This window comes from Methanosarcina sediminis (genome assembly GCF_052056915.1).
In the GTDB taxonomy this organism is placed as follows: Archaea; Halobacteriota; Methanosarcinia; order Methanosarcinales; family Methanosarcinaceae; genus MTP4.
The window spans coordinates 3,787,665-3,800,095 of sequence record NZ_CP195119.1; the positions used below are offsets into that span (position 1 = coordinate 3,787,665).

General features: G+C 47.3%; 12 protein-coding genes. 2 read left to right on the plus strand and 10 right to left on the minus strand.

The annotated features are described in order from the left end of the window. Positions 1 to 94 precede the first annotated feature (94 nt). The 4 genes from ACSAZK_RS16630 to ACSAZK_RS16645 all read right to left on the minus strand — a co-directional run bounded on the left by ACSAZK_RS16630 (position 95) and on the right by ACSAZK_RS16645 (position 2,862). The gene (locus ACSAZK_RS16630; protein ID WP_440955131.1) at positions 95 to 1,093 is read right to left on the minus strand and encodes a DUF3179 domain-containing protein; all 999 of its coding nucleotides are present in this window, start codon (positions 1,091 to 1,093) and stop codon (positions 95 to 97) included. Positions 1,094 to 1,157: 64 nt separating this feature from the next. Continuing rightward, positions 1,158 to 1,439, minus strand: coding sequence for a hypothetical protein (locus tag ACSAZK_RS16635; RefSeq protein ID WP_440955132.1), 282 nt, complete (start codon positions 1,437 to 1,439; stop codon positions 1,158 to 1,160). Then, positions 1,436 to 2,098: a cytochrome c biogenesis CcdA family protein gene (locus tag ACSAZK_RS16640; protein ID WP_440955133.1), complete on the minus strand. Its 663-nt coding sequence runs from the start codon at positions 2,096 to 2,098 to the stop codon at positions 1,436 to 1,438. Before ACSAZK_RS16640 ends, ACSAZK_RS16635 begins: the two co-directional genes overlap by 4 nt. Positions 2,099 to 2,358: 260 nt before the next feature. After that, complete coding sequence (locus ACSAZK_RS16645; RefSeq protein ID WP_440955134.1) at positions 2,359 to 2,862, minus strand: TlpA family protein disulfide reductase; 504 nt, start codon at positions 2,860 to 2,862, stop codon at positions 2,359 to 2,361. A 229-nt stretch (positions 2,863 to 3,091) separates the two neighbouring features. On the opposite strand from ACSAZK_RS16645, the gene ACSAZK_RS16650 reads away from it, so the two are divergent. Continuing rightward, positions 3,092 to 3,319 carry a hypothetical protein gene (locus ACSAZK_RS16650; RefSeq protein ID WP_440955135.1) on the plus strand — a complete coding sequence of 76 codons (228 nt, stop codon included), beginning with the start codon at positions 3,092 to 3,094 and terminating at the stop codon, positions 3,317 to 3,319. 530 nt (positions 3,320 to 3,849) lie between these two features. Here ACSAZK_RS16650 and ACSAZK_RS16655 read toward each other — a convergent pair. Continuing rightward, entirely contained in the window at positions 3,850 to 4,008 is a 159-nt protein-coding gene (locus ACSAZK_RS16655; protein ID WP_440955136.1) for a hypothetical protein, read from the minus strand. A 390-nt stretch (positions 4,009 to 4,398) separates the two neighbouring features. Between ACSAZK_RS16655 and ACSAZK_RS16660 the strand changes: the two genes are divergently transcribed. Then, positions 4,399 to 5,319 (plus strand): hypothetical protein, encoded by a 921-nt coding sequence (locus ACSAZK_RS16660; RefSeq protein ID WP_440955137.1) that lies wholly within the window; start codon positions 4,399 to 4,401, stop codon positions 5,317 to 5,319. Positions 5,320 to 5,415: 96 nt separating this feature from the next. Here ACSAZK_RS16660 and metX read toward each other — a convergent pair whose 3' ends face one another. The 5 genes from metX to ACSAZK_RS16685 all read right to left on the minus strand — a co-directional run bounded on the left by metX (position 5,416) and on the right by ACSAZK_RS16685 (position 12,060). Next, on the minus strand, positions 5,416 to 6,903 hold the full coding sequence (gene metX, locus ACSAZK_RS16665) for a homoserine O-acetyltransferase MetX (protein WP_440955138.1): 1,488 nt from the start codon (positions 6,901 to 6,903) through the stop codon (positions 5,416 to 5,418). A 145-nt stretch (positions 6,904 to 7,048) separates the two neighbouring features. Next, the gene (locus ACSAZK_RS16670; RefSeq protein ID WP_440955139.1) at positions 7,049 to 8,353 is read right to left on the minus strand and encodes an O-acetylhomoserine aminocarboxypropyltransferase/cysteine synthase family protein; all 1,305 of its coding nucleotides are present in this window, start codon (positions 8,351 to 8,353) and stop codon (positions 7,049 to 7,051) included. Positions 8,354 to 8,766: 413 nt separating this feature from the next. After that, the gene (locus ACSAZK_RS16675; protein WP_440955140.1) at positions 8,767 to 9,930 is read right to left on the minus strand and encodes a hypothetical protein; all 1,164 of its coding nucleotides are present in this window, start codon (positions 9,928 to 9,930) and stop codon (positions 8,767 to 8,769) included. A 463-nt stretch (positions 9,931 to 10,393) separates the two neighbouring features. Next, complete coding sequence (locus ACSAZK_RS16680; RefSeq protein ID WP_440955141.1) at positions 10,394 to 11,755, minus strand: PFL family protein; 1,362 nt, start codon at positions 11,753 to 11,755, stop codon at positions 10,394 to 10,396. 26 nt (positions 11,756 to 11,781) lie between these two features. Continuing rightward, entirely contained in the window at positions 11,782 to 12,060 is a 279-nt protein-coding gene (locus tag ACSAZK_RS16685) for an ACT domain-containing protein (protein WP_440955142.1), read from the minus strand. Positions 12,061 to 12,431: the final 371 nt, after the last annotated feature.

The window sequence follows — 12,431 nt, forward strand, 5'->3', positions numbered from 1 at the left end:
CACAAACCCTCCATTCAATTTACCTGATTCGAATTAACTTACTCAAATTACTTCATCAAACTTATCGGACTCAAATAACCGGAATCATAAGATTTTATTCAGCCTCATACAGCTCAGTCTCGGGGTGGAATGCATACCAGGCAAACCAGAAATCTCTCTCCTTTACGATTTCATCTCCGGTTTCCAGGTTCGTGACGGTAACGATGCCTGCCTCGCCCCTTTCGACCTTAATCGGGACGCCGTTCACGGTGTCCTCAATAACCCCCTCTTCAATCAGGTCGGACTCACGGTAGGCCTTGAAAACCCCGTCAACTTCGATCCCGAAGATCACGGTTTTTGGGTGTACCCCGCTGTCGTCCTCATTTTCCACCGGGAAAAAGAGGAAACTGTCCTCATAGTAGTTCCCGTAGGGGTCCCGCCCGTAAGGCCGGTCAAAGCCCGTGTCCTGGCTCAGGACTTCGGAATCCGGATGGGCTGCTTTCCAGTCTCTCCAGACCACCGTGTCAACAGAGATCGGATTTAACCTCGTGCCGGTCATTTCCCCGACAATCGCAAGCCCGTCAATCTGGGTCCAGTAAGAGTCGGTCTTCCGGTCGTACATGACCAGGTTTGAATTGTAGAGTTTTCCCGAGACTCCGAACTCAACGTCCTCCCCGTCCAACGTGCGCTCATAAGCAATTCCCGAGCCGCAGAGAGGGCAGTATGTGATCAGGATGGGATCTCCCGCAATTTCGTCATTTACGATCTCGTGCCAGACCATGATCTGAAGCGGATAAACCCTTTTTACATCCATGTAGATGAGTGCAAGCACCAGTTCGTCGTCCCGGATCCAGGCATCAGCCTCCTCCACGCCCACGTACTTCGGGGAATCAATTGACGGGATCCCGTCTTTCGGAGGCCCCCCGGAAACCAGCTTATCAGGTTCTATAATGAACTTCTCCCCGTCCGAACCAACCCTGATTTCCAGTCCCTCCGGAGTCGTACCGACCACTTTCTCCTCCCCGTTTTCGATACAGCAACTGCTCAGGATGCCTGCAAGGATAAGCACAAACATCAAGAACATCCCAAGCCGCCTGTCCCTTTGCATAAGCATTCATAATCCCCCCATCAATGAAAATAATTAATAATACAATGGATTTCCCGGACCTCTATTTTCTTTATACTACTTTGCCTGAGTTCACTTTGCCTGAGTCCACTTTGCCTGAGTCCACTTTGCCTGAGTCCACTTTGCCTGAGTTCACTTTGCCTGAGTTCACTTTGCCTGAGTTCACTTTGCCTGAGTCCACTTTGCCTGAGTTCACTTTGCCTGAGTTCATTTTGCCTGAGTCCACTTTGCCTGAGTTCACTTTGCCTGAGTTCACTTTGCCTGAGTTCACTTTGCCTGAGTCCTCTTCCCAGGTCTCATTATGCTTGTCCAACCTTTCCTGGAAACACCTCACCCGAATATCCTGAACACGAAAACCAGATAGTAAACGGAAACCACCAGCATGACAACCCCGGTAACCAGGTTGATATTTCTCCTGTTTTTGACCAGGAACCCGATTATCTGCCTGCTCGACCGGGTGGAAACAGCCGAGAACAGCAGGAGGGGAAAGCCGATTCCCAGGCCGAAAAAGAGAAAGCGAAGCATATTTACACCAAAAGCCGGGCTGGAGACCGCAATTGCAAACAGGGTTGCGATAAATGCCGGCTGGCATGGGACCACTATTGCCCCGAAAAAGAAGCCGTAAAGAAAAGCAGTAACATAGGGATTCCCGACCCTGGGAGCCCGGCCCCTCGGAACGTACCTTGCCACGTCCACGTCGAAGATCAAGATGAGGCTGATAAAGATCAGGATTCCGAATGCGATAGGGGACACAACTCCAATGACTTTTGTAAGGGAAACCTGCAAAACCGTTGTGAACACAAATCCCAGGATGAGCATGAAGGTAATGACTCCTGCAGTGATGATCAGCCCGAATAAAATCAGCATTTTTCGGCTGCGTTCTTCTCCTTCCCCTCCGGGCCTCTTGCCAAGCTGGTTCGAAAGGTATGCTAAAAATCCCGGGTAGAGCGGGATAACACAGACCGCTGTCAAAGGAGTTAGCAGCCCGAGCAAAAAAGCCCTGGATATCTCCAGTAAATAATTTATCGTTTATTGCTCCCCCCTTTAACACAGGAAATTCTCCAACTTGCCTGGCAATATTCCCTTTTTGAAACTCTCCGTGCAATCCGAAGCTTACCGGGAAACTTACCGGCCATCTGGTTTTACAGCCCCGAAAACTTAAACGCTTAATTTTCGAGCAATCAACGTCTACCTCAACAAAATTATTAGCACTGGGACTTGCAAGCAATCAAACCTGTCAGCAGTCAAACCTGTCAGCAGCCTTGCTCAATCTCTTCTTCCAGAAGGGCTACCGGTTTTACTCCCCTTTGCTCAAGCAAGCGGGCGGACTGGTCTTCGCAGACAAGTATCACAGGAGCCGCAGGAGCATTTACAACCGTTATCCCAAACTCATCTATGAGCTCCTGGGTCATTTCCGGGGGAGCCACTGCCGAATACCATTTAAAGCCGTTGCTTTCCATATGGTTCCTTACAATTTCCTCATCCTCATTAGGGTCCACATCCAGGGATATATGTATAACCCCGTTACCTAAGTTACCCACCATCTTCTTGACTTCCTGCTGCTGTTTCAGGCAGGTAGGGCACCAGACGGCAAAGGTTTCGAGCAGAACGGGCTTCCCCTTGAAATCGCTTACCCTGAATGTCTCCCCGGTCCGGGTATCCACAAGTTCGTAGTCTTTCCAGTCGGCAGGAAGAGAACTTTCCCCGGCTTCACCAACTTCACCTGTTTCCTCTCCTTCTTCAGCACCCTCTTCCACACACCCCGCAGCGAATAGAAGAAGTCCGATCAATATCAGGGAAATAAAACGTATACTCAAGAGATCTCTAGCTATGATTAATCCCCCATGGATTATCATGCTGGAATATATATAAAATTTCTTTTAGAAAATAAGTGATTAAGTAACTTTTCGGCTGATAAAGCTTCGTTCCTTTGGCCTCACTCCCTGAAAAATAACGTAAGAATTTAGCCCTTAAATGAAACCAAACATGAGAATTGCAGATCCTCTAAAAAGCCCGGAAAAGGAAGCAATAGCGGCACAAAAACGGAATTTATATATACCTGCTCCTCACTACTATTTTCATCTTACAAAACGGATTTTTCTTGATAGTTTCAAAAGGAGGATAACAATTATGGACTTCAAGGCAATCCTTGCGTTACTGGTATTCTGCGTGCTTTACTTTATCTACCACTATTCCGCCGGCGCCATAGCCTGAGAAAAACTCCAGAAAAAAGGAGGATAACAATTATGGACTTCAAGGCAGTACTTGCAGTACTTGTGTTTGCAATTTTATATTACATATATCATTTTTCAGCCGGTGCCATAGCCTGAGAAGCACTCCAGGAAAAGCCCGATAAGAACAAACAGAAAAGAGGCCGTCCTGAAGGGATCAGGATAAGTTCCCTGTAGGTATTGAATAAACCTGTAATCCCTCTATAACAAATATCCCTGTAGCTAGTATTTATAGTCGGATAGCTGGAGATGTCTGCACAGAGTTCCCTTCACAGACTGGCTCCTCCCCTACAAGCACTTACAATGGAAACCCATATGCAAAGGTCTCACTAAGTAGAGAAATCCGTTGCAAACCTGGCAAATTAGCTCAGCGCAAAGCTCGGAATAACAGCTCAGCTCAAAGGGTAGATTAAAGGTTCGAAAACAAGTTTCTTTAACAGCATATTTGGTATTTTATGCTCCCTAACACTTAAAAAATATATTAACATTAGAATATACCAAAATATATTAACATTAGAATGTACCGGAAATTATTCCTGCAAGGGGCTTTCCGCTGGAAATACATTTTATCAGAATACATTTTATCAAAATACTTTTTTTCAGAATATTTTTTTCCAGAATATTCCTGCCCGGAAATACATAACCTGAAAATATTTGAACAAAGGATGCCATAAAGTTATTAAGAGACATCTGGATAGTACAAAATATAGGAATATAACAGAAAATGCGGGGGGATTTGATAATTATGGATTTTTTGAAGAAAATAGATTTCAAAGCAGTGCTTACAATTCTTGTTTTCCTGATTCTTTATTATATATATCATTTCTCGGAAGGCCGCCTTGTAGATTGAGATTTGTAAATTGAGATTTGTAAATTGAGATTTGTAAATTGAGATTTGTAAATTGAGCCTTGTTGATATGGAAAGAAGAAAACTGAAAAGAGAACAGAATTAGAAGATAATTAAAATGAAAAAGTGAAAGAAAATTAGACCTAACAGGTGCAAATCGAATGGGCAACCTGCGTTAATAAAAATAATTGGTGGTTGGAAAGGGGTTACAGGTCATGCTTTCAAAGGAAGAAAACAAGATGGTGGAGTTGGGGCTGGCTTCCGTCGAAGAGAATTTTGACGACGGGGTGCGCCAGGCCCTCGATTTTTTGAGTGAAATCGGGACAGTTTATCTAAATGAGAGAAAAGAGCCGGAGGCAGAAGGGGCGGTAGTTTCAATAAAAACAATTGGAAAAGCCGCCGCAATGCAGGGGATGGAAAATGCCGCTGTAAATGCCATCAGGGCTCTGGAGAGGATTTTACAGCATTCCGTTGAACAGAAAACCGAAGGCACAACTATCAGTATCCTGCTCTCTTTTGGGACCATCGGAAAAGCTGCTGCAGAGCAACAGATGGAAATGGTTGCCAAACTTGCCGCTTCAGTGCTTGGGAAAAGCGGAAACTCGGCAGCTCTCAGAAACGGGGAAAGGGAAACGATCGCCGTTGCAATAGGGCTTGGGGAAATCGGAAAATCAGTTGCAAGGCTGAGGTTTCCCGACGTATCGGAAAACGCCGCAACCTGTATTTCCTGCCTGGGAGACGCTGGAAAAATTGCAGCCCAGCAAAAACTTGAAGATGCCGCGGTTGGAATCGAGCTCATGCTGGAAGAAATGGCAGTTGCAGCAATGGCAGAGAACATGCAAAGTGTGGTAGGCAACATTGCCGATTCCCTTGAGGAAATAGGCAAGAGCGCCGCGGAAGAAGAGATGGAAAACGCCGTTTTCCAGGCAACGTCATCCCTCCAGACCATCATGGCCGATTCCGACAGCATGTACCTGAACGATGCCTCGATCACAGCAAAAGTGGCCCTCGAATCCTTCAACGAACTTGACATAATCAACGATGAAGAAAACATAAGAAAGATAGAAGAAATCAGGGAAACGATGAGGGAACTCTGGATAGGTTCCTCAGGACTGAAAACTGAAAGTAAAAAATAAGATAAAGGGAGTAAAGAATGGGAAGAAAAAAGGGAAGTATAAATGAAGTAAAAATGGGAAGAGAGAAAACGAAGAAAAAAATAAAAAGCAAGGACCTTAAAAGTTGCTTATAAACCGGCTTATTGCCTCATCCCCCACGATCCCTAGAAGCCTTCCCTCCCCGTCCACTACCGGCAGGGCCGAAATCCTGTGCGACTCCATTTTGCTGGCCGCGCTTTCAACCGGTTCCTCAGGGCTTGCCGTTATAACTTCTTTTGTCATAATCTCGTCTAGGGTCCGGCATTTTAACGCAAAGGCCCTGGTAATGTCCCAGGCGGTTACGATCCCCACAAGTTTTTCTTCTTCTGGTTTTCCTGGTTTTTCCGAAACCACAGGCAAATGGGTAATCCCTTCCCTGAACATTGTGCAAGCAGCGTCTTCAATACTGCTTCCTTCTCCTATGGTAATTACATCCTCTGTCATGACTTCGGAAACGCAGAGCTTGGAGAGGAAATTGTGGAGAAGGTAATTCAGCTGCCCGGCTTCCAGCAAAAAGGCATCATGCCCGTAATGGGACTCGATTTCCCTGTAAGTGACCTCCACGTTAGCGGCACTCAGGGCAGAGACTATCGCCCTTGACTGGTAGGGGGGATAGAGCCAGTCCGAACTTACGGAAATCACCAGGAAAGCCGTCTTCACGCCCCCGAAGCCTTCGATCAGGGAACCGTTTCTAGAAAGGTCGAAGTAATCCACTGCCTTTGTGATGTAGAGATAAGAGTTTGCGTCAAAACGCCCGGTAAAGGAACTGCCCTGATGGTGCAGGTAGCTCTGCACCGCAAAGTCCCGGGAAAAATCAAAAGCATATTCCTCCTTATCCTGCAATTCCCTGCCAAACTTCCGGTGCATGGACTCGTCACTCAGGTAAGTAATATGCCCGATCATCCGGGCAATGGCCAGCCCGTGAGCCGGAGGAGTTCCTGCCGGGTAGTTCCCGCCTTTCCAATCCGGGTCGGAGAGAATTGCAAGCCTTCCGACCTCGTTAAAGGCGATCTGCTGGGCAGAAGAGGAGGCAGTGGTCGCAATTGCAACGGCCTTTTCCACCATATCCGGATAAGAAACCGACCACTGTAAAACCTGCATCCCTCCCATGGAACCTCCCACAACCGCAAAAAGCCGGGAGATCCCCAGGTGTTCGACCAGTTTTTTCTGGGCATGCACCATATCTCCGATGGTGATCACGGGAAAATCCATGCCATAAGTCGTTCCTGTCTCCGGGTTGATTGAAGCCGGTCCAGTGGAACCTTTGCAGCCCCCGAGTACGTTGGAACAGACCATGAAATACTTCTCCGTATCCAGGGCTTTCCCGGGCCCGATGATGCTGTCCCACCACCCGGGCTTCTTATCCCCTTCATGCCAGCCCGCGGCATGGGCGTCCCCGGTCAGGGCGTGGCAGACCAGGATAGCATTGCTTTTCTCCCGGTCCAGGCTCCCGTAAGTTTCGTAGGCAAGCGTTAGCTCTTTGAGCCTGCCCCCACCTTCAAGCAGCAGCCCATCCTCAAACCGACAATACCGGGTCTCAACGGTACCTACGGATTCTCTTTTCACATTCGAACCTCCGTTTTACTTCAGCCCTGAGCATCTTTTCCGAGCATCACGTACAAGCATAAAGTCCAAACATTAAGTCCAAACATTAAGTCCAAACATTAAGTCCAGTTCTCATGCCCGGTTTTTTCTGCTGCATCCTGCTGATTTATTTCTCCTGAGACTTTGCCAGCGCCTGTTCAATATCCCGGATAATGTCCTCAACATCCTCAAGCCCCACGGACATACGGATGAAATCGTCAGTTACCCCGGTAGCTGCCCTCTCCTCAGGGGTAAGCTGCTGATGGGTCGTGGAAGCGGGGTGGACAACAAGGCTCTTTGCGTCCCCGATGTTTGCGACATGGGAGAGCAGCTTCACATTCTCAATAAACTTCCTGCCGGCGTCCAGTCCACCCTTTATCCCGAAACCGAGCAGAGCCCCGTAGCCTCCTTTGAGATACCTGGAAGCCAGGGAATGGCTCGGATGCTCCGGAAGCCCCGGATAATTGACCCAGGAAACCGCAGGGTGCCCCGTAAGAAACTGCGCAACCTTCAGGGTGTTTTCACTGTGCCTGCTGACTCTTAAGGAGAGCGTTTCGAGCCCCTGCAGGAAGAGGAAAGCGTTAAAGGGGCTCAGGGCAGGCCCGAGGTCACGCAGTAGTTCGACCCGGGCCTTCACAATAAACGCAATGTTCCCGAGCTCCGGCACGTTCCCGAAAGCTTCCCAGTACTTCAGCCCGTGGTAGCTCGGGTCCGGTTCCGTGAAGCTCAGGAACTTTCCCGAATCCCAGCTAAACTTCCCCGAATCCACAATGACCCCTCCCAGGGAAGTTCCGTGCCCGCCAAGGAACTTTGTCGCGGACATGACAACGATATCCGCCCCAAAATCAAAGGGCCTGATAAGCCCGATCCCGGCCGTGTTGTCCACGATCAGGGGGATCCCCGCCTCATGGGCAATTTCCGAAATAGCTTCAAGGTCAGGCACATCAAGCTTGGGGTTGCCTATTGTCTCGGCATATATCGCCTTTGTTTTTTCAGTGATCGCTTTTCTGAACTCTTCAGGCTTTGTGGAATCAACAAAATTCACATTCCTCCCAAGTTTCGGGAGGGTGTGGTTGAAGAGCTGGTATGTTCCCCCATAGAGGTTATCCGCCGCTACAATCTCATCCCCGAGTTCCGTTATGGTGAGCAGCGCAAGGGAGATTGCCGCCATCCCTGAAGAAACGGCCAGGGCTCCTGTCCCACCTTCAAAAGCTGCGACCCGTTTTTCCAGGACATCTGTGGTAGGGTTCGTCAGGCGGGTATAAATGTTGCCGAATTCCTTGAGCCCGAAAAGGTTCGAAGCGTGTTCGGTGTCCTCGAAGCGATAAGCTACTGTTTGATAGATCGGTACGGCATGAGCTCCTGTTGCAGGGTCAGACGTAAACCCCGCATGCAGGGCAAGTGTATCAGGTCCGTATGTTTTTCCTTCCATGATTCAGCCTCGTTAAATTGAATTGGTATTAAAGCCCGAATAAGTTCGGTGCTAGAAGAGAGAATTATTATTTTTTTTAGCCGACTATACATTATAACACATAATTTAAACCGGTTAATATGCAAATTAAGCATATTTGTCTAGATATATATAGATTTCGCAATACAAAAAAAACCAAATATAACTGAGATGCATAAGTCCAGTATTTTTACCGCTTCAATCCGCCAGGCACCTGCCATTCAGATGGCGGATGAAATGAACTGCCTGGATGCCATCGGTTCCCCTTAACCATGATAAATACATAGATATATTATTTGGATATAATATATAATTATATCCAAATAAAATTAAGGAATTTACCGAGAAATACAAAACTTGCAGTCCCTATTCTTCCTTCACTTATCTTCCAATGATTACTGAGAGGAGACAAACGCTCCCCAGTCGGTAATCATGTACTCGTAAAATGCGCTTCCGTGCTCAATATCTCCTTCGTATTCAATAGAAGCGGTACAGGGCTGGAAAGCCATGAAATCAATAAACCCTACATGATCTTCAGGATACGAAGCTGCATCAAACTGGACAACACTTTGAGCTTCTACATTAATTTGTAGCCCGGAAGCCATTACATTAAGGGCACCCGGTCTTCTTACGGAGACATTTTTTACGTCCAGATCTACCCATTCGGTTTCAACGATGTCCAGTTCCTCCCCCGAGTATTCCGCAATAACCTTACCTGTATTTTTATCAATGAGGGTCAAATGCCTGTACGTGCAATTATCGTACCCATCTTCAAGCCCTCTTACGGTATACAGTATGGCTTGATAATTATCTGTAGTAAGTTCCGACCAGCTCCACCCATGCATCTCCATTTCCCAGACAGGCAGGGTAGTGGTATAAGGTATCATGTGGTCAAAGTATCCGTCGGCCTGTGTAACCGTGTATTCCTTGTCATCAAGCACCACAGTACCCTCTAGCTTTCCGTAAGCGCGTTCATACGTGGTGAAATTGACAGGTTCTATGGCACTATCCATCGTGTCTTCAACACGTGGCTTGAAAACAAGGTCCAACTGCAGGTTATCGTAGAGATATTCCAGGCAATACCCTTCGGAACTCGAACCGTAAATTTTCCTTGAACCTTCCGGGAAAGTGTAGTCAAGGTAAGGCAGATGAAAGCCGATATAATTTTCAATATCAGACCTCGGAAAAAAAGTCTGGGTGAAATTATGAGCAACAGGTTCCCCATAAGGATAAAGCCCGTAGAAGGTAGCCATATTCGAGAACTGCATTTCTAATTCCGAATCATAGAATATTGTGGGGGATTCCTGGTGGGTAACTACAATAAAAAAAGCAAGGTTCCTCTTTTCCCCATCCTCCGAAACAAGCCGCATATCCCCGTTCTGGTACCACCATTCCGACATAAAGTTGGCACCGTAATCGGTATCATAATGTCCGCCTTCCGCCCAGTTTGAAAATTCTTCATTTTCTGAAAATTCGTTACCAGCCTCAGCACCCGATATGCCTGCAAGGCACAGTACAAGAAACGTTAAAATCAATATTTTCAAGTATTTAATGTCCAAATAACCCTCTCCTTTGTAAAGAATTCATTTCGGGCAGTCATTCATCAAAAGATGCCGAATGACTTCCGAAAACAGAGATTCAGATCAAATAATTTTAGAAACTAACAGTTTAAATGGTTAAAAATTTTTCTACCCTGTCTAGATTTTTTTAAATGTTGGGTCTAAATATGTTAAAAAAGAGATATGGCAAAAAGTAAAAGCAGCTGCAAAAAGCGGCAAGGGTGCAAAAAAGGAACAAATACAACTTGAGAAATATTATTTTCAGATCTCTTTTTCAGTCCTTTTGGAGGAGGCGCCGCCAGGCAAGCTGGCGTAGGCATCTTATAACGTATAGATTGAAATGCCAAGTACAAAAATCAAAATACATAGATACAAAATAAATCAAAATGCCGGAATAAAAAAGGTCAAGGAGGGGAACTGTAAACATCTTTTCATTTCCCCTATCTATTTTCGAAATCGAATTTCAGTTCGTAAGCGACTGGATCGGAGCAGGAATCCTGCCGCCCCTCTTTACGAAGGTTTCGGAACTGAAATTGCTCACAGGCATGATGGGAGCCATCCCCAGGAGCCCTCCGAATTCCACGGAATCCCCGACTTCTTTGCCAGGAGCAGGAATTACACGGACGGCTGTCGTCTTTTTGTTAATCATTCCGATTGCCATTTCGTCAGCGATTATTGCAGAGAGTGTGCACGCCGGGGTGTCCCCCGGGACAGCGATCATGTCCAGGCCGACGGAACAGACGCAGGTCATGGCTTCAAGCTTTTCAAGGCTCAGGGCTCCGACGTTTACGGCCTCGATCATGCCTGCGTCCTCACTGACAGGGATGAAAGCCCCGCTCAGGCCGCCTACTGATGAGGAAGCCATTGCCCCGCCTTTCTTGACGGCGTCGTTCAGGAGGGCGAGGGCGGCGGTAGTCCCGTGGGTCCCGCAGCGTTCCAGGCCCATGGCTTCCAGGATGGCTGCAACGCTGTCCCCTATTTCGGGAGTGGGGGCAAGGGAGAGGTCAAGGATGCCAAATTCCACTCCCAGTCTCCTGGAAACTTCCCTGCCCACCATCTCGCCCATGCGAGTGATCTTGAAAGCGGTTTTCTTGATCGTTTCCGAAATCTCCGTGAGGTTAGGGTTTTTTAGGTCCCTGAGGGCTGCGTTTACGACGCCCGGGCCGCTGACCCCGACGTTGATCACGCATTCCGGCTCGCCTATGCCGTGGAAAGCCCCTGCCATGAAGGGGTTATCCTCGGGGGCGTTGGCAAAGACCACCAGTTTTGCGCAGCCGATTCCGTCCCGGTCCGCAGTCAGCCTGGCGGTCTTTTTGATGATATTTCCCATCAGGCCAACAGCGTCCATATTGATTCCCGCCTTGGTGGTTGCCACGTTTACGGAAGAGCAGACCTTTTCCGTAGAAGCGAGAGCTTCGGGAATCGAATTGATTAGTTTCAGGTCACCCTTCGTGACTCCTTTATGGACAAGAGCACTGAAACCCCCTATGAAATCCACCCCGGCTTCCCTTGCGGCTTCATCCAGGGTCCTGGCAACGGAGACAAAATCAGGAGTTTCACAGCTTTCGGCTGCGATGGCTATGGGAGTTACGGAGATCCGCTTGTTAATGATGGGAATCCCATAAAGGTTCTGAATTTCTTCCGTTGTCCGGACCAGGTCCTTCGCATTGGCCGTGATCTTTTCGTAGATATTTTCATTGAATATATCGATGTCCGGGTGGCTGCAGTCCCGGAGGCTGATTCCCATGGTTACGGTCCGGATGTCCAGGTGCTCCATTTTCACCATCCGGATGGTTTCCAGAATTTCATTCGGGTTGATTAGCATGATACCCCTCCTTCCCATCCATACGATCAGATCCTGTGCATGAAGCGGAAAACGTCTTCTTGCTGCACCTTAACCTCGACTCCGAGCTCTTTCCCTTCGCTCCCCATAGTTTCCTGGAAAGCCGCAAGGTCGAAGCTCTCCTCCGGAGCTTCTGCCAGCATGATCATGGTAAAGATCCCATCCATGATGGTCTGGCTTATATCCACAATGTTTACGTTGAAATTTGCCATTACGGTGGTGATCCGGGCAACAATCCCTACCCGGTCACTCCCGATAACCGTGATTATGAAACGACTTGATGTCATGATATATCTCCTCTCTACTTCAAAAATCCGGGCCGCAAAGCCCGGAAAGTTCTGGAAAAGAATATTGGAAAGTATCTGCAGGAAATTTCTATTCAGCAAGAGGGCGGAGCCAATTATAAGCTTTCCCACAGGTTCCTGTCTTTAGCCCTTATTTTTTCATCCGGAGTTATTCTTCCGGAGTTATTCTTCCGGAGTTCCTCTACTTAGACTCGGTAGATATCAGCTTTTCGCACAATTCTAAATAGTTATCGATAACCAGGCAAAATAATTTAATATGTTCTCAAAATTTTATTATTAGTTACATGTATCAGTTATATGTAATACCTTAGAAGAGAGATTGAATAAATTTTGGATTAGAAAAGAACATTAAC